At 67.1% G+C, this 19,784-nt stretch carries 20 protein-coding genes; 9 read left to right on the forward strand and 11 right to left on the reverse strand.

The genetic code is table 11. The annotated features are described in order from the left end of the window. Positions 1 to 98: 98 nt before the first annotated feature. The 4 genes from QMK31_RS09565 to QMK31_RS09580 all read right to left on the reverse strand — a co-directional run bounded on the left by QMK31_RS09565 (position 99) and on the right by QMK31_RS09580 (position 3,615). Positions 99 to 1,334: a sulfate/molybdate ABC transporter ATP-binding protein gene (locus QMK31_RS09565; RefSeq protein WP_283500721.1), complete on the reverse strand. Its 1,236-nt coding sequence runs from the start codon at positions 1,332 to 1,334 to the stop codon at positions 99 to 101. Positions 1,335 to 1,467: 133 nt separating this feature from the next. Then, positions 1,468 to 2,250: an ABC transporter permease gene (locus tag QMK31_RS09570; protein WP_283500722.1), complete on the reverse strand. Its 783-nt coding sequence runs from the start codon at positions 2,248 to 2,250 to the stop codon at positions 1,468 to 1,470. Positions 2,251 to 2,368: 118 nt separating this feature from the next. Next, positions 2,369 to 3,214 carry a molybdate ABC transporter substrate-binding protein gene (gene modA / locus QMK31_RS09575; RefSeq protein WP_283500723.1) on the reverse strand — a complete coding sequence of 282 codons (846 nt, stop codon included), beginning with the start codon at positions 3,212 to 3,214 and terminating at the stop codon, positions 2,369 to 2,371. Further along, on the reverse strand, positions 3,211 to 3,615 hold the full coding sequence (locus QMK31_RS09580) for a TOBE domain-containing protein (protein ID WP_283500724.1): 405 nt from the start codon (positions 3,613 to 3,615) through the stop codon (positions 3,211 to 3,213). The genes modA and QMK31_RS09580 overlap by 4 nt, the downstream gene beginning before the upstream one ends. Before the next feature lie 318 nt (positions 3,616 to 3,933). Here QMK31_RS09580 and QMK31_RS09585 point away from each other — a divergent pair, with 318 nt between their 5' ends. The 6 genes from QMK31_RS09585 to QMK31_RS09610 are packed head-to-tail and all read left to right on the forward strand — an operon-like array spanning position 3,934 to position 8,341. Further along, entirely contained in the window at positions 3,934 to 5,223 is a 1,290-nt protein-coding gene (locus tag QMK31_RS09585; RefSeq protein WP_283500725.1) for a ThiF family adenylyltransferase, read from the forward strand. Positions 5,224 to 5,226: 3 nt separating this feature from the next. Beyond that, positions 5,227 to 6,546 carry a molybdopterin molybdotransferase MoeA gene (locus tag QMK31_RS09590; protein ID WP_283500726.1) on the forward strand — a complete coding sequence of 440 codons (1,320 nt, stop codon included), beginning with the start codon at positions 5,227 to 5,229 and terminating at the stop codon, positions 6,544 to 6,546. Then, a complete protein-coding gene (gene moaC, locus QMK31_RS09595) occupies positions 6,543 to 7,058 on the forward strand; it encodes a cyclic pyranopterin monophosphate synthase MoaC (protein ID WP_283500727.1) in 516 nt (171 codons plus the stop codon). The genes QMK31_RS09590 and moaC overlap by 4 nt, the downstream gene beginning before the upstream one ends. A gap of 4 nt (positions 7,059 to 7,062) precedes the next feature. After that, a complete protein-coding gene (mobA, locus tag QMK31_RS09600) occupies positions 7,063 to 7,833 on the forward strand; it encodes a molybdenum cofactor guanylyltransferase (protein ID WP_283500728.1) in 771 nt (256 codons plus the stop codon). Continuing rightward, entirely contained in the window at positions 7,830 to 8,102 is a 273-nt protein-coding gene (locus QMK31_RS09605) for a DUF6457 domain-containing protein (protein WP_104083227.1), read from the forward strand. The genes mobA and QMK31_RS09605 overlap by 4 nt, the downstream gene beginning before the upstream one ends. Beyond that, complete coding sequence (locus QMK31_RS09610) at positions 8,102 to 8,341, forward strand: MoaD/ThiS family protein (RefSeq protein ID WP_283500729.1); 240 nt, start codon at positions 8,102 to 8,104, stop codon at positions 8,339 to 8,341. Before QMK31_RS09605 ends, QMK31_RS09610 begins: the two co-directional genes overlap by 1 nt. A 13-nt stretch (positions 8,342 to 8,354) precedes the next feature. On the opposite strand, the gene QMK31_RS09615 is transcribed toward QMK31_RS09610, so the two are convergent. After that, positions 8,355 to 8,777, reverse strand: a complete 423-nt coding sequence (locus tag QMK31_RS09615) for a molybdenum cofactor biosynthesis protein MoaE (protein ID WP_283500730.1) — start codon at positions 8,775 to 8,777, stop codon at positions 8,355 to 8,357. Further along, positions 8,777 to 9,460, reverse strand: a complete 684-nt coding sequence (locus tag QMK31_RS09620; protein ID WP_349361554.1) for a MogA/MoaB family molybdenum cofactor biosynthesis protein — start codon at positions 9,458 to 9,460, stop codon at positions 8,777 to 8,779. Before QMK31_RS09620 ends, QMK31_RS09615 begins: the two co-directional genes overlap by 1 nt. 95 nt (positions 9,461 to 9,555) lie before the next feature. On the opposite strand from QMK31_RS09620, the gene QMK31_RS09625 reads away from it, so the two are divergent. The 3 genes from QMK31_RS09625 (at position 9,556) to QMK31_RS09635 (ending at position 12,475) form a co-directional block, all read left to right on the forward strand. After that, the gene (locus QMK31_RS09625) at positions 9,556 to 10,881 is read left to right on the forward strand and encodes an MFS transporter (protein WP_283500731.1); all 1,326 of its coding nucleotides are present in this window, start codon (positions 9,556 to 9,558) and stop codon (positions 10,879 to 10,881) included. A gap of 79 nt (positions 10,882 to 10,960) precedes the next feature. Then, positions 10,961 to 11,095 carry a hypothetical protein gene (locus tag QMK31_RS09630; protein ID WP_283500732.1) on the forward strand — a complete coding sequence of 45 codons (135 nt, stop codon included), beginning with the start codon at positions 10,961 to 10,963 and terminating at the stop codon, positions 11,093 to 11,095. A 150-nt stretch (positions 11,096 to 11,245) separates the two neighbouring features. After that, on the forward strand, positions 11,246 to 12,475 hold the full coding sequence (locus QMK31_RS09635) for an NAD(P)/FAD-dependent oxidoreductase (protein ID WP_283500733.1): 1,230 nt from the start codon (positions 11,246 to 11,248) through the stop codon (positions 12,473 to 12,475). Here the strand turns inward: QMK31_RS09635 and QMK31_RS09640 are convergent. Genes QMK31_RS09640 through QMK31_RS09660 form a run of 5 tightly spaced genes read right to left on the reverse strand, consistent with a single transcriptional unit; the run spans position 12,472 to position 19,760 of the window. Next, positions 12,472 to 12,819, reverse strand: a complete 348-nt coding sequence (locus tag QMK31_RS09640; protein WP_283500734.1) for a DUF488 domain-containing protein — start codon at positions 12,817 to 12,819, stop codon at positions 12,472 to 12,474. The genes QMK31_RS09635 and QMK31_RS09640 overlap by 4 nt on opposite strands. A gap of 5 nt (positions 12,820 to 12,824) precedes the next feature. Then, positions 12,825 to 13,583 (reverse strand): respiratory nitrate reductase subunit gamma, encoded by a 759-nt coding sequence (gene narI / locus QMK31_RS09645; RefSeq protein ID WP_283500735.1) that lies wholly within the window; start codon positions 13,581 to 13,583, stop codon positions 12,825 to 12,827. Next, positions 13,580 to 14,314: a nitrate reductase molybdenum cofactor assembly chaperone gene (gene narJ, locus QMK31_RS09650; RefSeq protein WP_283500736.1), complete on the reverse strand. Its 735-nt coding sequence runs from the start codon at positions 14,312 to 14,314 to the stop codon at positions 13,580 to 13,582. The genes narI and narJ overlap by 4 nt, the downstream gene beginning before the upstream one ends. After that, positions 14,311 to 15,978 carry a nitrate reductase subunit beta gene (gene narH / locus QMK31_RS09655; protein ID WP_283500737.1) on the reverse strand — a complete coding sequence of 556 codons (1,668 nt, stop codon included), beginning with the start codon at positions 15,976 to 15,978 and terminating at the stop codon, positions 14,311 to 14,313. The genes narJ and narH overlap by 4 nt, the downstream gene beginning before the upstream one ends. Further along, positions 15,978 to 19,760 (reverse strand): nitrate reductase subunit alpha, encoded by a 3,783-nt coding sequence (locus QMK31_RS09660; protein ID WP_283500738.1) that lies wholly within the window; start codon positions 19,758 to 19,760, stop codon positions 15,978 to 15,980. Before QMK31_RS09660 ends, narH begins: the two co-directional genes overlap by 1 nt. Between the last annotated feature and the right edge of the window lie 24 nt (positions 19,761 to 19,784).

Genomic DNA, 19,784 nt, shown 5'->3' on the forward strand with positions numbered 1-19,784 from the left:
CTGCGGAGACCTTCGCGCTGGGGCCCCGTTTCACCGTGTGGGGGCCTAAAGTTCCGCAAATCTCCGCAGTTGTGAACGAGACTGCCAGTAGGACGGCGTCAGCGGCGGTAGGCGCTGACCTCGGTGGCCTTGACCGATAGCCAGACGGTCGAGCCCAGCTGCAGGCCGAGGTCGGCGACGGCGGCGGGGGTGAGCTCCGCGATGATCTCGGGGTCGCCGCTCGTGCGCAGGCGTACCCCGCCGCTGCCCGGTTCGATGCCGGTCACCCGGGCCGACCAGACGTTGCGAGGGCTGGCGTGGCGCGGCTGTTCGGTCTGCACGACAACGGATGCCGGGGGAAAGACCGCCGCGGCGGACAGGTTTCCGGATATGGGCGCGACGGGGAGTCGGGGGCTCGCGGCAGGCGCAGCGGAGGCTTCTCCGCCGGAGGCTTCCGCGGCGGAAACTTGTGCTGCGGAAGTCTGTGCGCCGGGGCTCGCGGCGGGTGCCGTGGAGCCGAGGGCGGCGGCATCCGCAGGACGCACCGCGAAGGTGCGGCCGTCGGGGGCGACGACCGCACCGTTCTGGAGGGTGCCGACGACGAGGTTGACGCCGGCGAGCGCCGCGACGAACGGGTTGCGCGGGGCGGCGAGCACGCTGACGGTCGTGCCCTCGTCGATGAGGGCGCCGTCGTGCAGCACGGCGACACGATCGGCGAGCACGACGGCGTCGACGATGTCGTGGGTGACGATGATGGCGCTCGTGCCGGATTCGGCGAGCTGCTCGCGGATGAGCTGGCGCATGAGGGGCGCGGTTTCGGCGTCGAGGGCGGCCATCGGTTCGTCGAGCAACAGCAGGCGCGGGCCGGCCGCGAGGGCTCGGGCGAGGGCGACGCGCTGTTGCTGCCCGCCGGAGAGAGCGCCGGGTTTGCTCTCGCCGAAGCCTGCCAGACCGACGCGGTTGAGCCAGCGGTCGGCCTGTTTTCGGGCCTCGGCGGCGTTCAAGCGCGCTTCGCCTACGCGCAGGGCGAAGGCGATATTGTTGCGGGCGCTGAGGTGCGGAAACAACAGGGGCTCCTGCCCGAGCAGGCCGATGGCGCGTCGTTCGGGCGCCACGAATCGGCCGGGCGCGGTGAGGACGGCGCCGTCGAGGGTGACGGTTCCGCTGGAGGGCGTGGCGAGGCCGGCGAGCAGCTCGAGCACGGTGGACTTGCCTGAGCCGTTCGGTCCGAGGAGCGCGAGCACCTCGCCGGGCGCCAGCGCGAGCTGCAGGTCGAGCGTGAACGAGCCGCGGGTGAGCTGCAGGTTGGCGGCGAGGAGGGCGTTGGCGGCGGATTTCCAGAGGGCGGGGGTCATAACAGCGGGCTCCGGGTTGAGTTCGGGCCGAGGGCGCGGACCGCGTCCGCCGGTCTGCTCGGGGTAGGCGTGTGGACCATGCTCGGTGGGGCGGCGCGCTTGGCGCGGCCAGCGGCATCCGTTTTCACGAAGGTCACGAGAGCACGCTCGCTCGGCGGGTTCCGACCAGCACAAGGATGATCACGGCCACCGCAATGAGTAGCAGCGACAGGGCGACGGCCTGGTCGGTTGTGACGCCTGAGCCGTTGAAGGCGGTGTAGATGGCGAGGGGCATGGTGCGGGTTACGCCAGCCTGGTTGCCGGCGAACAGGGCGGTCGCTCCAAATTCGCCGAGCGCCCGGGCGAAGCTCAAAACGGTTCCGGCGAGGAGGCCCGGCAGCACGAGTGGCAGTGTGATGCGGGCAAAGACGGTTGCGCGGTGCGCGCCGAGGGTGGCAGCGACGCGTTCGAAGCGGGTTCCGGCGGTGCGCAGCGCGCCCTCGACCGCGATCACGAGAAACGGCATCGCCACGAAGGTCTGCGCGATAACGACGGCGGCCGTGGTGAAGGGCACTCTCAAGCCCACCAGGTGGAGGTATTCGCCGAGCACACCGGTGCGGCCGAGCAGCGAGAGCAGTGCGATGCCGCCCACGAGCGGCGGCAGAACGAGCGGAATGGTCACGAGGGCGCGCAGCACGCCGGCCATTCGCGGAGTGGACCGGGCAATCACAACGGCGAGGGGAACGCCGAGAAGCAGGCAGAGCAGGGTAGAAACGGATGCCGTCGCGAGCGACAATCCGAGCGGCTCCAGCGCCTCCTTCGAGAGCAAGAGGGTGGGCAGGCTGGCCCAGTCCACGCGCAGCAGGAGTCCAGCGAGTGGCACGACGAGCAGGGCGAGCCCGATGCTCGCAGGAATATAGAGCAGCCGCGGAATCATATGGCGCGGGCGCGGGTGCGGCCACCGACATGTGAGTTTCGATCCGAATTCAGCCTGTTTATGATCCCAAAATCACATGTCGCCGACCAATACTCACAGGTCAATGAGGAATGAGCGCTCACGGGGCGAGAAACCCGGCCTCGGCGAGGATTGCCTGGCCCTTTTCTGAGAGCACGAGGTCGATGAAGGCCTGGGCGACCTCGGCATGGGCGCTGCCCGCGACGACGGCGATCGGGTAGTGACCCACGACATCCGCTGCCCCTTCGGGAGTGATGCCCTCAAGGCGGTCGGGGTTCGCGGCAATGTCGGTGGAGTAGACGAGGCCGGCATCCGCTATGCCTTCGGCCACCTTGGTCACGACGGCCGTGACATTCTGTTCTTCGCTGGCCGGCGACAGCGTGATGTCCGCGTTGCTCAGCAACGTAGCGGATGCCGCCCCACACGGCACCTGGGGCGCGCACAGCACGCTGAGCACGTCGGGGCGGGCGAGGTCTTCCAGAGTTGTGATGCCGAGCGGATTGCCGGGAGCGACGGCGATGCGCAGAGTGTTCGAGGCGAAGAGCGTGGCCGGGCCGACGAGGCCGGCGGTGGTGAGGGCATCCATATTATTGGTGTCGGCGCTGGCGAAAACGTCGGCCGGGGCGCCCTCGGTGATCTGGGTCACCAGGGTCGACGAGCCGTCGTAATTGGTCTCGACGGTGATTGACGAGTTGTCGGCTTCCAACTGGGCGGCCAACTTGTCAAAGACGCCCGACAGCGAGGCTGCGGCATAGATGGTGAGGGTTTGCGGGCCCTTGGCATCAGGGCTCCCTGCATCCGTTCGAGCGATTGTGGCGTTCGGGGTAGTGCACGCGGCAAGTAGCACGAGGCCCGCGGCCGCGGTCGCGGTCAGTGCGAATCGATTGCGCAACCGTTTGGGCAACAGGGTGGGCCGAGGCGGGTGGGTCTTCGCAGAGCGATTCATGGCATCCGCCCGGGAGTTTCGACGATCACGTTGGTGGCCTTGATGACGGCAACGCTGAGCGAGCCGATCTCGAGGCCGAGTTCGCGCACGGCCTCGCTCGACATAAGCGAGACGACGCGGTGCGGGCCGCACTGCAATTCGACCTGAGCCATGACCGTGTCCATGGTGATGGCGGTGACAATGCCGACAAAGCGATTGCGGGCGCTGCGGCCTACGCTCGACGGGTCGGCCGGGGTACTCGCCTGCTCCACCGCGAAAGCGGCGAGCGCGGCGCCGTCAACCACCAGGCGACCGGATGCGTCGGCATCGGCCGCGAGACGGCCACCGTCGACCCAGCGTCGCACCGTGTCGTCGCTGACGCCGAGCAGCTCGGCGGCCTCGCTAATACGATATTGCGTCATAAACGGGACAATAGCACCGCATCTGCGGTTATGCCTGCCTGACTCGGTTTCAGTCTTCACGACCACCCGTGGCTCATACAGAAAATCGGCGTCCGGATGACCGATCGCCCCTCTTCGCGGGGCCGACCGCCGGGTGATTTCCTGAATTAGGCACCGAGACAGCCGACCCACTCGCATAACTCCTGCAAATTGCTTGCGCCGGTCAGCGACTATGCCTGAAACAGGGGCATCGCTCTGCCGGCAGCTAGAAATTGCAGGAGTTATGCGCCGTCGAGCGGATGGGTGGCCGACGGCCCGCCTAGCGCCTAGCGTTAAGGCATGGCCATTTCTCCCCTTGTTGAGCCCGTCGATCGACTCAGTGCATCTGAATCCGTGCGCACCGCCCGCCAACGTCGCCTCCCCCAGCTCAACGAGCTCGGCCAACGCCGCCTCGCCAACGCCCGGGTGCTCGTGCTCGGCGCCGGCGGTCTCGGTTCCCCTGCTCTGCTCTACCTCGCCGCGGCCGGGGTCGGCACCATCGGAATCGTCGACGGCGACGACGTGGAACCGAGTAACCTGCAACGCCAGATCGTGCACGGCCAAGCGGATGTCGGCCGCCCGAAGGTAGACAGCGCCGCCGAGCGCATCGCCGAGATCGCTCCGGAAACGCGCGTCGTGCGGCACGCCGAACGCCTGGTCGCGAGTAACGCGGCCGAGATCCTCGGTGGTTACGACGTGGTCATCGACGGCACCGACAACTTTCCCACCCGTTTTCTCGTCAATGACACCTGCGCGCGTCTCGGGCTGCCGCTGGTGTGGGCATCCGTTTTGCGCTTCGACGCCCAGCTGTCGGTGTTCTGGGCCACGCCTCCCGCGGGTTCCGGCATCACCGGAGTGCACCTGCGCGATCTATTTCCGACCCCGCCGGCCGAGGGCGAGGTGCCCAACTGCGCCGACGCCGGTGTGCTTGGCGCGCTCTGCGGCCAGGTCGGATCGCTCATGGCGACCGAAACCATCAAGCTCATCACCGGAATCGGCTCGCCGCTGATCGGGCGGGTGCTCGTGATCGATGCGCTGTCGGGCCGATTCAGCGAGCTTCCGTTGCTCGGAACGGGTATTGCCGCCGAGCCGACCGCTGCCGAGCTCGCCGCCGAAGCGGCGCAGGCTTGCCGGGCCGGCACCCCCGAAGTCTCGAGCGTTGAACTCGTCGACCGCCTCGCCGCCCAGAACGCCGGCACCGACAGTTTTCTTGTCGTGGACGTGCGTGAGCCCAGCGAATTCGCCGAGAGCTCGATTCCAACCGCCCGGCTGTTACCCCTCGGCGAGCTGTTGACCGATGGCGTGCTCTCTTCGACCGGCCGCGCCGCGCTGCCGGAAGACACCCCTCTGATCGTGCACTGCCACGCCGGTGGCCGCGCTGCCCGGGCCGCGAACGCGCTGCGCGAGGCCGGCTTCACCGACGTTTCGGTACTCACCGGCGGGATCCTCGCCTGGGATGACCTCGTCACGGCCGGGCGGGCCCCCGGATTCGGCAGCCGCTGGGCTTCGCCCGAAACCGCCGCGACCGGGCGGCACGCGTCGGCGCGCGATGACGCCGGCAGCGCCGAACAGTCCGACAGCCTGGTCTGACCGGTGACCGACACCGAACACACCCCCGGGCATACGCACACCGAGCGGGCGGATGCCTGCGCCCCCGCCGCATCCGCCCGCACCGTCGCCGAGCAACTCGCGTTCGTGCTGGGCAGCGTCGCTCCCCTACCGCCCGTGCACGTCGAGCTCGACGCAGCCCGCGGACTCGTGCTGGCCGAAGACGTGCTCACCGTGACCGACACGCCTCCCTTCGACAACTCCGCAATGGACGGTTACGCCGTCATCCGCGCGGACCTGCTCGGTGCATCCGTTAGCAACCCGATCACGCTGCCCGTTGTCGCCGACCTCGCCGCCGGCACCGCCGAGAACCCAACTCTGGTGCCCGGGCAGGTGGCGCGCATCATGACCGGCGCGCCGATTCCTGATGGAGCGGATGCCGTCGTGCCAATCGAGGACACCGACCAGGGCACCGAGCTGGTCACGATTACCCAAGCCCCCGATGCCGCCGCGCATGTGCGCCGAGCCGGCGAGGACGCCCGCGCCGGCGACCGGGTGCTCGCCGCCGGCAGCGTGCTCTGGCCTGCCCGCGTCGCCGCAGCGGCGAGCGCCGGAACCAGCACGGTTCTCGTGCACCCCGCTCCGCGCGTGGCCGTCATCTCAACCGGAAGCGAACTCGTAACACCGGGCAGCCCGACCCGTCGCGGCCAGATTCCCGACTCGAACTCCTTTCTGCTGGCGGCAGCCGTTGCCGAGGCCGGTGGCATTCCCGTGCGCATCGGCGCCGTGCCCGACGACGATGATGTGCTGCGCACCCTGTTGGCCGAGCTGGCCGGCACGGTCGATGTGATCGTGCTCTCTGGCGGCGTGAGCGTCGGAGCCTACGACGTGGTCAAAGCCGTGCTGAAACCGCTCGGTACCGTCGGTTTCGGACCCGTCAAGATGCAACCAGGCAAGCCGCAGGGATTCGGACGGTGGCCCGCCACCGGAGACGTGCCAGGACCACTCATCTTCGCCCTGCCCGGCAATCCGGTCAGCGCCTACGTCTCGTTCGAAGTCTTCGTGCGCCCCGCGGTGCAGGCTCTGCTTGGCCAGCCCAACCTGCACCGCGAAACGATCACGGCAACCGTCGCCGACGGCTGGAAGTCTCCGCCAGGACGCGCCCAGTACATGCCCGTCATCGTGACGACCGACACCGAAGGCACCGGCGACCGAACGCTCTGGAAAGTGCGCCCGGCCTCCCGCGGGGGGTCGGGTTCGCACCTCGTCGCCGGCCTGGCCCAGGCCAACGGGCTCGCCATCGTGCCCGAAGACACGAGTCACATTCGCGGCGGCGACCGCATCACTGTCATGCTGACATCATGACGCACACCACCGACACGACCGGCGCGGCCGTGCCCGCCCAGCTGTTCACCCACCTCGACCCGGCCGGACAGGCCCGCATGGTCGACGTGACCAACAAGGTTCCCACCGTGCGCAGCGCCACCGCCGCCGGCTTCGTGCGCTGCGGCCCGAGAGTGATCGCGGCCCTCCGCGACGGCACCGCGCCCAAGGGCGACGTGCTTGCCGTGGCCCGCATTGCCGGCATCCAGGGCGCCAAGAAGACCGCCGACCTGCTCCCCCTCGCCCACGTGATCGGGGTGCACGGCGCTGTCGTCGACCTCGTTGTGGAGGACGACCGCGTCAGCATCACCGCCACCGTGCGCACCGCCGACCGCACCGGCGTCGAAATGGAGGCGTTCACGGCCGTCTCGGTCGCCGCCCTCGCCGTCGTCGACATGGTCAAGGGCCTCGACAAGTCCGTCACGATCGAGAACGTGCGCCTGCTCGCCAAGAGTGGCGGCAAAAGCGGCGACTGGCTACGCGAGAACAGCTAAGCGGATGCTGCCGGTCGACCTCATCGTGCTCGCGGGCGGCCGCGGCAGTCGGCTCGGTGGTGCCCTCAAACCGGCGGTCGAGGTAGCCGGGCGCACTTTGCTGTCCCGAGTGCTCGATGCCCGTGGATTCGCCCGGAACGCGGTCGTAGTCGGTCCCCCCGCCGCCCAGCCCGCCGCGACCGCGCCGGTGTCGGTGCCGGTGTCCGCGCCGGTGTCGGTGTCGGTGTCGGTGCCGGTGTCCGCGCCGGTGTCCGCGCCGGTGTCGGTGCCGGTGCCGGCCCAGAGCCAGGTTCGCGCGTTCCCACCACTCATCTGGGCCCTCGAAGACCCGCCGTTCGGCGGCCCCGTGGCCGGCCTGGCCGCGGGCCTCGCTGCACTCGATACCCACGCAGGCAACGAACCGCACGAAAAGACAACCGACGGCTGGGTGCTCGTGCTCGCCTGCGACCTTCCTTGGGGAGCGGATGCTGCCCGCCTGCTCGTGCAGGCGGCATCCACTCTCGATGCGGATGGGGTACACCTCGTCGACGACACCGGCCACGCGCAATGGCTCGCCGCGATCTACCGGGCGTCCGCCCTGCGCGCGGCCGTGGCTCGTCTCGGCAACAAGGTCAACGGTGCCAGCATGCGCGAGCTGCTCGCGGGGCTGAACCTGGACGGACTGCTGGACCAATCCGACGCCGGTACTGACGTGGACACGTGGCAGGATGTTGAGAGCAGCATCGCACGCCTGACCGGTGCTCATCAACCCGACCCGAGGAGTGACCCCGAATGAGCTCTGCACCGTTACCTCCCGAAGCGCTCGACGACTGGCTCACGGCCCTCGCCGATCGGCTCCAGCTCGACCCGGCAGACGTGCCGGTGGGCGACCTGCTCGATGTGGCCCGTGACGTCGCCCACAACGTAGCCCGCCCGGCCGCGCCGCTCAGCACCTTTCTGATCGGCCTGGCCGCCGCGAAGAACGGCGGAACCGGCGCCGATATCGAAGCCGCCTGCGCCGTCGCGAGCGAACTTGCCCGCGACTGGGCGCCCGAGAAGCTCTGATGGCGACCCTGCGATTCTTCGCCGGCGCTGCCGAAGCCGCGCACGCCGAGACAGCCACCCTTGACGCTGGCACGATCGGTGAACTGCGCACCGAGCTCGGCGAGCGCTACGGCAGCGAGTTCGTGCGCGTGCTCAAACTGTGTTCCCTACTCGTGAACGGCGCCCGCGCGAGCGATGACGCGGTCACGCTCACTCCCACCGATACGGTGGATGTACTCCCGCCCTTCGCCGGCGGCTAACCCCGGTAAAAAGTTACAGACCGACCCAGGCATGCGTTCCGTCAACCTCGTATTGCTTCTTCCAGATCGGAACCTCGGCCTTGACGGCCTCGACCAGGCTCTCGCAGGCCGCAAAAGCGTCGCCGCGATGCCCGCTCGCGACCGCGGCGACGAGCGCAAGGTCGCCCACGTCGAGATGCCCGATGCGGTGGCTGACCGCCAACACCACGAGCGGATGCTGCCCCCGCACCCGGTCGGCGATCTCACCGATAATGCGCCCCGCGTCGGGATGCGCACTGTAGTCGAGGCCCGTGACGCGGCCCGTGGCATCGGGATCGTGGTCGCGCACCTGCCCGATGAACGTCACAACGGCGCCGTGCGTCGCATTGGACACGGCCGAAACGTGTTCGCCGACATCGAGCGTTGACTCGGTGACCAGCGCGAAGCCGGCAGCCATCAGTGGTCGCCGCCGTCGAGCTGGTCGATGACGTGCCGCACGAGCAGTGCGAGAATACCCACACCGTCGTTCACGGCGCCAACCGAGCCCGGCAGGTTCACCACCAGGGCACCGTTATTGCCCACCGAATCGGCAATGCCGGCGATGCCGCGGGAGAGCATGGCGGTTGGAATGGTCGCGACGCTGACGGCGCGCATCCGCTCGGCAATGCCGGGCAGCAGGGTGTGCAGCACGGTCACCGTTCCCTCCGGGGTGAGGTCCCGCGAAGACACACCGGTGCCGCCGGTCGTCACGACGAGGCGGGCACCGTCGCCGAGCGCCGCCGAGATGGCCCCGGCCACACTCTCGATTCCGTCGGGCACCACGCGCGGCGGACCAGCCGGGATGCCGACCTCCAGGAGCGCATCGACGGCGGCGGGGCCCGACCGATCCTCGCGTTCGCCGCGCGAACAGCGATCAGACACGGTGATCACGACGGCCCCGAGTTCGGCCCCTAGCTTGAGCTGAGTTTTCACCGTTCCACAGTACCCCGACGCAGCGAAAGCGCTCCGATTGCAGCGGATGCCGGCGACCCTGGACACGATCAACCAGTCGACGTTGATCGCGGCGAGCTCGAACATCGAATGCGCGCGACCGAAGAGCGCAGAGGGCCGGCCACCGGTATCCGCTTTCGTTGGAATCATTTGTCACGGTGTTTGCGCGATGCACCTCGATGCATAAGCGAACAAGCTGGCTATCACAACGGGCCACACGCCCGACCGAACAACCGAGGAAGCCCATGCCAACCGTCTCCCCCCCACGTGTCACGTCCACGCTGAAGCCGGACCTCTCCAACTGGGATCCGGAACACGACGAAACCTGGGATTCGCACCTCGCCTGGCGCACGTTGTGGATCACGACTTTCAGCATGACCCTCGGTTTCGCCGCGTGGTACCTGGTCAGCGCGATCGCGCCGCGACTCAATGACATCGGCTTCGACCTCAGCATCGGCCAGCTGTACTGGCTCGTCGCGCTGCCCGGCCTCGCCGGCGGCCTGCTGCGTCTTGTGTTCATGTTCTTACCTCCGATTCTCGGCACCCGCATTCTCGTAGCCCTCTCCAGCGCTCTGCTACTGCTGCCGATGATCGGCTGGACCCTGGTCGCCCGGGACGTCTCCACCCCCTACTGGGTGCTCCTCTCCCTCTCGTTCGCCGCGGGCATCGGCGGCGGCAGCTTCTCTGGTTTCATGGCCTCGACCAGCTATTTCTTTCCCAAGCGCCTCGCCGGAACCGCGCTCGGCCTGCAGGCCGGCCTCGGCAACTTCGGCATCGGACTGATCCAGCTGCTCACCCCCTGGGTCGTCGGCTTCGGCCTGCTCGGCACCGCGGTACTCACCCCGGAGAGCGACTCGAACGGTGAACTGGTCTGGCTGCACAACGGCGGCCTCGTGCTCATCCCCTGGGTGCTGCTCGCGGTCGCCCTGGCACTGATCTTTCTGCGCAAAGTACCGATCAAAGCGAATTTTCGCCAGCAGATGGATATTTTCAAGGTCAAGCACACCTGGATCATGACCGCCATCTACCTGATGAGCTTCGGCGCGTTCAGCGGCCTGGCCGCGCAGATGGGTCTGATCATCCTCAACGTCTACGGCGACTTTCCCGACGCGCCCAACCCGCTTGCCTTCGCCTTCATCGGCCCCGTCGTCGGCGCCCTGGTGCGCGCGGCCTCCGGCCCGTTCTGCGACCGGTTCGGCGGCGCCATCTTCACGTTCATCGGCGGCGCGGGTATGGCCGTCGGCACCCTGGTCACGGTGTTCTTCCTCACCCCGACGAGCGTAAATGAGTTCTCCGGCTTTCTCACCGGCATGATCATCATCTTCTTCTTCTCCGGCCTGGCCAACGCCGGAACGTTCAAACAGATGCCGATGATCTTTCCCAAGCGGCAGGCCGGCGGCGCGATCGGCTGGACCGCCGCGATCGCCGCCTTCGGACCGTTCATCGTGGGCATGGCCCTCACCGCCATGAGCCCGACGACGTTCTTCATCGGCTGCTCGGTATTCTGCGTGATCTGCACCGGCCTGGCCTGGTTCTACTACGCCAGGCCCGGCGCGCCCAACCCGAGCTGACGCCCTCCTCCCACCCGAGGCCCCCTCTCCTCCAGCGGGGGTCCTCGGGTTTTTTCTGCCCGGGGGCCATACTGAAACTATGACCCCACAGGAATCCATCGGCGGCGACCCGGTCTGCTGGCTCGAACAGGTCTGCCCGGAGTGCGGCGCCTACGTCTCCGGCGAGCTGCCTGCTCCCTGCTGGCGCTGCGATACGGTGGTCTCGCCGAGCTGAGCCCGCCCGCTCGACCCGGGCGGGGCATCCGTCCAGCGGGAACCTGCAGCCGCGCCAAGCGGATGCCGGCCCAGGCCCCGAAAACCGCCCCTCGCCCAAACGGGCAAACCCTCGTACAGTCAGAGCACGCTTTCGAGGGAGGACCACGCCATGGCCGACCAACAGACTTTCGTGATTGTGGGGGCATCGCTCGCGGGCGCGAGCGCGGCCCGCACCCTGCGCGATGAGGGCTTCCGGGGAGAGATTCACCTCATCGGCGCCGAAGAGCATCTTCCCTATATTCGCCCGCCGCTCTCGAAGGACTATCTCGCCGGCAGCGCCGACCGGGCTTCGGTTTTCGTTGAAAGCAAGACCTGGTACACCGACTGCGACGTGCAGTTTCACCCCGGCACGCGAGCGGTCAGCCTCGACCTTGAGGACCGTCGGATCGGCACGGATAATGGCGGATCACGCCGCTACGACCGGCTGCTGTTGACCACCGGCTCTCGGCCTCGTCGACTGACCGTGCCGGGGGCCACCCTGGCCGGGGTGCACTACCTGCGCACCATCGACGACTCCGAGGTGCTGCAGTCCCTGCTGGCCGACGGCGGCAAAAGGCTCGTCGTCGTGGGTTCGGGCTGGATCGGCCTGGAAGTAGCAGCGACGGCCAGAACCCTCGGTAACGACGTCACCGTTCTCGAACGCGGCGCCGTGCCGCTCGCTGCGGCGCTCGGCCCCGAACTCGGCGCCCTGTTCGCAACGGTGCACGAGGAGCACGGGGTGACCGTGCGCCGGTCCGTGACGGTCGAGAGCCTCGTCGGTCTCAGCGGCCAGGTGACCGGGGTAATGCTCGCCGGCGGCGAAATTGTGCCCGCCGACCTCGTGCTGGTGGGGATCGGCGCGGTTCCGAACGTGGAACTCGCCGAGAAAGCCGGGCTCGACGTCGACAACGGAATTTTGGTCGACGCACACCTCGCAACGAGCGACCCGCACGTTTTCGCGGCGGGCGATGTGGCCAATGCGCAGCATCCGCTCGTGAAACTGCGCCTGCGTAGCGAGCACTGGGCGAACGCCCTGAACGGCGGGCCGGTCGCGGCACGCGCGATGCTCGGCCAGGACGTCTCGTTCGACGCCATCCCGTATTTCTACACCGACCAGTTCGATCTCGGCATGGAGTATTCCGGTTTTGGACCGCTCACCAGCGGCGCCGAGCTGGTCTACCGCGGTGACCGCACGAGCCGGGAATTCGTGGTGTTCTGGCTGAACGACGGCCGGGTGGTCGCGGGCATGAACCTGAACGTTTGGGACGTCAACGACGCCGTGCAGGCTCTGATTCGCCGCGGCGACCGGGTCGATTCCGCGCGCCTGGCCGACGAGTCGGTCCCCCTCGAGCAGGTCTAGCCGTTTTGCTCGAGATACTCCGCCAGTACCCGGGCGTGGTTCACCTGCGGGTCCTTGGCGCCGTAGACCAAAGTCGTGACGCCGCGGGCGACGAGCGCCCGCAACGCCGCAACCGCCTCGGTATTGGCATCGAGTTCGGCGCGATAACGCAGCGCGAATTCCTCCAGGCGCTCGGGGTCGTGGTTCCACCAGGTGCGCAACGCGGGCGACGGTGCCACATCCTTCAGCCATTCGTCGAGGTCGGCGCGCTCCTTGGAGACGCCGCGTGGCCAGAGCCGATCAACCAGCACCCGGCATCCGTCATCACCGGATGCGGCCTCATATGCCCGCTTGATGCGCACCATGTGAACTACTTTCTCGACCGTTCGAGCGGCCGCTCGCTCTTTTCCCAACCGCGACGCGGGGCCCGCGACCCGGCGCCGCGAGGGTTGTCCCGTGAGCGGTAGACCACGTAGGGGCGCACGAGGTAGCCAAGCGGCGCCGAAAACACGTGCACCAGGCGGGTGAACGGCCAGAGCAAGAAGAGCGTCGTGGCGGTGAGCACGTGGAGTTGAAAGAAGAACGGCACATCACTCATGAGTGAAGGATCGGGCTGCAGGCTGTAGAGCGAGCGAATCCATGGCGAGATCGACCCGCGGTAGTCATAGCCGCCGCCAAAGATTTGGTACAGCACCGTCGCGGTCGTGCCGAAGGCGATGGTGCCGGCCAGGAACACGTACATGACCTTGTCCATCACGGTCGTAACGAGCAGCACCCGCTTGGTCAGCCGCCGCCGGTAGATCAAAATGGCGAGCCCGGCCACGGTCAGCACGGCCGCGAAACTGCCCAGCCAGGTGGCACCGAGGTGGTACAGGTGCTCGGTCACCCCGAAGAATTCCAGCCATGGCTTGGGAATGAACAGGCCAACGATATGCCCGCCGATCACCATGAGAATGCCGTAGTGGAACATCGGCGAACCCCAGCGCAGCAGCCGGTTCTCGTAGGTCTGGCTTGACCGCGACGTCCAACCGAACTGGTCGTAGCGGTAGCGCAGCAGGTGACCGACCACGAACACGCCGGAGGCGGCGTAGGGGAAGGCGACCCAGAGCAGGTAATCCCAGGCGGTCATGCTCGCACCTCATTCGAACTCGCGGAAAACGGCTTCAGGTTGCCGAGGTACGTCATGCCGACCGTCTCGGTCGGCGGCCCCTCATTGACCAGGTTGAGGTAGCGTTCGCGCGTCTCGTCGTCGATCACCGGCAGCGAGAGGCACACCGCCTCCACGAGGTGGGCGTAGGGGCTCTCAAACTTCTCGAGCGCCGAGCGCAGCACCTCGATGCCATCGCGGTGCGCGGCGAGCAGTTCCTGCGCGATCGGGGAGTCCGACAGCGCCGAAAACTCCAGCACCATCGGCAGGTAATCGGGCAGTTCGTCGGCGTCAACCTGCCAGCCGGCCGCCCGGTAGGCCTCGACGAATCGCACGAGCGCCATACCGCGACGACGGGTATCGCCCGCCGCATAGTAGGTGAGGTACGGGCAGCACTTGCGTTTCAGGTCAAAGGTGGCGGTGAAATGCGTTTCCAGTTGCTGCTGGCTGCGTGGGTTCACCGCGGCAAAGAAGGCCTCGAAGCTCCGGTGTAAATCACCGGGCAGATCGTGAACGGATTCCTCCACCAGCGCGAATTGCGCCCGTCGCTGTGGCGTCGGGTAGTCGAGCAGAATGGACGCCGCCATGTGCGCGATCACTCCCTGCTCGGGCGTGAGCGGAACAGCCGCGATGGCCCGCGGAGCCACCTTCGGTGCTCGAAAACCAAAGTTCATGCGGGCGGCAAGGGCGGGCAAAACCGTGCCGGTTTTCACGCGGGGCTCCCGGCATCCGCTACCGGTGGGAACATGCCCTTCGGAACGCCGCCACCGTTCCAATTGAGCAGATTGACCCGGCCCGGAGTGGTCGGTGCCGTTGCGCTGGAACGGCCGGTCATCTCGTTGTAGTTGTCGACCGTGGCGCCGAGCGGCATTCCAACGGTGTTGCCGAAGGGGCCGGAGTGGCCCGCTGCGCCCGGGCCGCCCATGCCGGGGCCGCCATCGGTGTCGAGCGAGCAACCGAGTTCTTCGAGCTCGCGCGCGGTCTCCACGTGGGCCTTGGGAATAACGTAGCGATCTTCATACTTGGCAATGGCCAGCAGCCGGTACATGGCCTGGATGCTTTCCCCGGTCATGCCGACCGCGTTTGGAATGCGCTCGTCTGGCTCGTTGCCGAGGTTGATGTCGCGCATGTAGGCGCGCATCGCGGCGAGCTTGCGCAGCGACAACTCCACCGGAACCACGTCGCCGGCCGAGAACAGCCCGGCGAGGTATTCCACCGGAATGCGCAGCTTGTCGATAGCGGCGAACAGGGTGCGGGCGTCTTCCCCGTCGCTGCCCGAGTTGCTGACAACGTCGACGACGGGTGAGAGCGGGGGGATGTACCAGACCATGGGCATGGTGCGGTATTCCGGGTGCAGCGGCAGCGCAATCTCGTACTCGGAGATGAGCTTGTAGATGGGGCTGTTCTGGGCGGCTTCGATCCAGTCATCGGCCATACCCTCGGCCTTGGCTGCGGCGATGACCTCGGGGTCGAACGGGTCGAGAAAGCAGGCACGCTGGGCGTCAAGCAGGTCCTGATCGTTTTCAATCGAGGCTGCGGCGAGTACGGCATCGGCGTCGTACAGCATGAGGCCAAGGTAACGCAGGCGCCCCACGCAGGTTTCGGAGCAGATGGTGGGCTTGCCCTGCTCGATCAACGGGTAGCAGAGCGTGCACTTCTCGGCTTTGCCCGTTTTGTGGTTGAAGTACACCTTCTTATAGGGGCAGGCGGAGACGCACATGCGCCAGCCGCGGCATCCGTCTTCGTCAACGAGCACGATGCCGTCTTCTTCGCGCTTGTACATGGCTCCGGAGGGGCAGGCGGCAACGCAGGCGGGGTTCAGGCAGTGCTCGCAGATGCGCGGCAGGTAAAACATGAAGGTCTCTTCGAACTCCATCTTCACGTGCTCGCTCATGGTCGCGAGAATCGGGTCCTGCGCTGCGGTCTCCTGCGAGCCGCCGAGATTGTCATCCCAGTTGCCCGACCACTTGATGTCCATGTTCTCGCCGGTCAGCAGCGACTTCGGGCGAGCGACCGGGCTTTGCGTACCGGCCGGTGCCGTGGTGAGCATGTCGTAGTCGTAGGTCCACGGCTCGTAGTAGTCGTCGATCTGCGGCAGGTTGGGATTGTTGAAGATCTGCGAGAGCTTTTTCAGGCGCCCGCCGGCCTTCAGCTGCAGCCGGCCGCGCTTATTGCGCACCCAACCGCCCTTCCACTTCTCCTGGTTCTCATATTCGCGCGGGTAGCCGATACCGGGCCGGGTCTCCACGTTGTTGAACCAGGCGTATTCCACGCCGGTGCGGTTGGTCCACACCTGCTTGCAGGTAACCGAGCAGGTGTGACATCCGATGCACTTGTCGAGATTCATGATCATCGACATCTGGGCCATGACACGCATTAGTAGTCCACTTTCTGGCTGCGACGACGAATCACGGTGACCTCGTCGCGTTGGTTCCCGGTCGGGCCGAGGTAGTTGAAGGCGAAGGACAGCTGGGCGTAGCCGCCGATCAGGTGAGACGGTTTCAAGAGGATGCGGGTGAGCGAGTTGTTGGTGCCGCCACGCATGCCGCTGGTTTCAGCGACCGGCACGTTGATGGTGCGGTCCTTAGCGTGATACATGTACACCGTGCCCTCCGGCATGCGGTGCGACACGATGGCCCGCGCCACGACGACGCCGTTGCGGTTGTACGACTCGATCCACTCGTTGTCGCGCACCCCGATCTTGTCGGCGTCCTGCGGGCTCATCCAGATGGTCGGCCCGCCGCGGGAGAGCGAGAGCATGAGCAGGTTGTCCTGGTACTCGGAGTGGATCGACCATTTCGAGTGCGGGGTGAGGTAGCGCACCGCTACCTCGGCGTGACCCTCAGAGCCGGGCGCTCCGGTGGAGGTCGTCGCGCCGACGATCGAGTCGTCGAACAGGCGGTGCATGTCAAGCGGCGGCCGAAAGATGGGCAGTTGCTCGCCGAGCTCGATCATCCAGTCGTGGTCGAGGTAGAAGTGCTGGCGACCGGTGAGGGTGTGCCAGGGCTTCAGATGCTCAACGTTGATGGTGAAGGCGCTGTAACGCCGACCGCCATGCTCTGAGCCCGACCATTCCGGGGAGGTGAGCACCGGAACCGGCGCGCCCTGCACATCCGGGTAGGAGAAGCGGCGGCCCTCATTGTCGCTGGCCAGCTGGGCGAGCTTGACGCCGGTGCGTTCCTCGAGCTGCCGAAAACCCTGGGTGCCGAGGCGTCCGTTGGTGGTACCCGACAGGGCGAGCACCATCTCGCAGGCGTGAATGGCCGTTGACAGCCGGGGCCGACCGGCAGCCGGGCCGCTTTGCACCAGGCCGTTCTTCTTGCCGAGGTAGTCAACCTCAACGTCGGGGTTGAATTTCACCCCCTTGGTGACCATGCCGAGCTTTTCGGTGAGCGGCCCGAGCGCACCGAGTTGTGCGGCGAAGGCCGGGTAGTCGCGTTCCACCACCACCAGCTTGGGCATCGTCACCCCGGGAATGAGCGGCTGGTCATTGCGCACGGTGCCGTGTGGGGTCGCCATGGCGTCGGGGGTGTCGTGTGAAAGCGGCGCGGCGACGAGGTCTTTGCGCACCCCGAGGTGCTTCACCGACATCTCCGAGATCTTCGCGGCGAGCACGTGAAAGATATCGAAGTCGGTCTTGGCCTGCCACGGCGGGGCGATCGCCGGATTGAAGGAGTGAATGAACGGATGCATATCCGTCGTCGACAGATCGTTTTTCTCATACCAGGTGGCCGGCGGCAACACGACATCGCTGTAAATCGTGGTGCTCGTCATGCGGAAGTCGCTCGTGACGAGCAGGTCGAGCTTGCCTTCCGGGGCGCTCTCGTGCCATTTCATGGTCGTCGGGCGGCGAGCCGGCATCGATTCGACGGCGCGCACGGCGGACGGCGCCCCGAGCAGGTGCTTGAGAAAATATTCGTTGCCCTTGCCCGAGGAACCGAGCACGTTTGCCCGCCACACCACGAGCACCCGCGGAAAGTTCTCTGGCGCGTCGGGGTCCTCACAGGAGAACTCGAGCGAGCCGTCCTTTAGGGAATCGACGACATATTCGGCGGGCTCCTGGCCCGCGGTGGCGGCATCGTCGACGAGGTCGAGGGAGTTGCGGTTGAAGGTCGGGTAGCTCGGCATCCAGCCACGCTTAGCCGATTCGACCAGGCAGTCGGCGGTGGTGCGGCCGGCAAAGGTGCCGACGCCGAGTGGGCTCGCGAGGGTATCGGCGCTCAGTCCGTCGTAGCGCCACTGGTCGGTGGCGAGGTAGAAGAAACCGGTGCCAATCATCTGGCGCGGCGGACGCACCCAGTCCAGGCCGAAGGCGTACTGGCCGTAACCGGTGAGCGGGCGTACCTTTTCCTGGCCCACATAGTGGGCCCAGCCGCCGCCGTTGACGCCCTGGCAGCCGGTCATGGTGGTCAGGGCGAGAAAGGCGCGGTAGATGGTGTCGGAGTGGAACCAGTGGTTGGTTCCGGCGCCCATCAGAATCATGGAGCGCCCCTCGGAGTCCTCCGCGTTCTGCGCGAACTCCCGGCCGATGCGCGCGGCGGCCTGCCACGGCACCGAGGTGATTTCCTCCTGCCAGGCCGGGGTGCCCGGGGTTGAGGCGTCATCGTAGCCGGTGGGCCAAACGCCTGGTAGACCCGGACGGCCGACGCCGTACTGGGCGAGCAGCAAGTCGAACACGGTGGTCACGAGCACACCGGCGACGAGGCGCACCGGCACGCCGCGGCGCACGATGCCGGCCGCTCCGGCATGCTGCTCTCCGGCGCTATCGTGGCTCGCATCCGGGGTCACGTCGAAGCGGGGCAGGTCGATCGCAACGGTGGCACCGTCGTAGTCGGGGGCATCCGCTATGGAGAGCAGCGGGTCGCGGCCCTCCAGGTCGAGGTTCCACTTGCCCTTGTCGGCCTCGCTGAACCGGTGGCCAATCGACCCGTTCGGCACGAACGGTTCGGCGTTCTCGTCGAGCATGACCGTCTTAAACGCCGCACTCGAAACGGATGCGTCGGTGCCGGGCAGCGCGTCGGCCGTCAGAAATTTGCCGGGAACCCAGGCGTCTTGCCGCGGGGTGAGCGCAATCAGGTAGGCCGAGTCGCTGAACTTCTTCAGGTATTCGACGAAGCGCGGGGTGCGGCGGTCAACCAGAAATTCTTTCAGAATGACGTGGCCCATCGCGAGCGCGAGGGCGCCGTCGGTGCCGGGGTGCACGGCGAGCCACTCGTCGGCGAACTTGGAGTTGTCAGCGTAGTCGGGTGAGACGGTGATGACCTTCTGGCCGCGATAGCGGGCCTCGACCATGAAATGGGCGTCGGGGGTGCGGGTGACGGGAACGTTGCTGCCCCACATGATGAGGTAGCTGGAGTTCCACCAGTCGGCCGATTCGGGCACGTCGGTTTGGTCGCCGAACACCTGCGGGCTGGCGACCGGCAGGTCGGCGTACCAGTCGTAGAACGAGAGCATGGTACCGCCGAGCAGCGAGATGAATCGGTTGCCGACACCCTGCGACACGATCGACATGGCCGGAATCGGGCTGAAGCCAACGACCCGGTCTGGACCGAACTTCTTGATGGTGTGCACGTGGGCGGCGGCGACGATCTCGGCGGCTTCGTCCCAGCTGGCGCGCACCAGGCCACCCTGGCCGCGGGCGCTTTTGTACTGGCGGGCAGTTTCAGGGTTGCCGGTGATCTCAGCCCACGCGTCGACCGGGTCGCCCAGGCGGGCCTTCGCTTCGCGGTAGAGGTTCAGCAGCACGCCGCGCACGTAGGGGTAACGCACCCGGGTGGGCGAGTAGGTGTACCAGCTGAAGGCGGCGCCACGGGGGCAGCCGCGCGGCTCATATTCCGGGCTGTCCGGGCCGACACTGGGGTAGTCGGTCTGCTGGGTTTCCCAGGTGATGATGCCGTCCTTGACGTACACCTTCCAGGAGCAGCTGCCGGTGCAGTTCACGCCGTGGGTGCTGCGCACCTCTTTGTCGTGGGTCCAGCGGTCGCGGTAGAACGTGTCGGCGCCGCGGCCGCCGTTTTTGAACACGGTGCGCAGGTCTTCGCTGGTTTCCCCGCGGCGCAGAAAACGGCCGAGCTTGAGCAGGGAGTCAGCCACCGGGCCGTCGGTGCCGGGCTTGCTGGAACCGGCAGAACCGGTCGTTGTGCTTGTTCGCGTTTTCACGGCTGCCCCTTAGTGCCGGGGATG

The organism is Cryobacterium sp. PH31-O1 (genome assembly GCF_030063455.1).
Lineage (GTDB): Bacteria > Actinomycetota > Actinomycetes > Actinomycetales > Microbacteriaceae > Cryobacterium.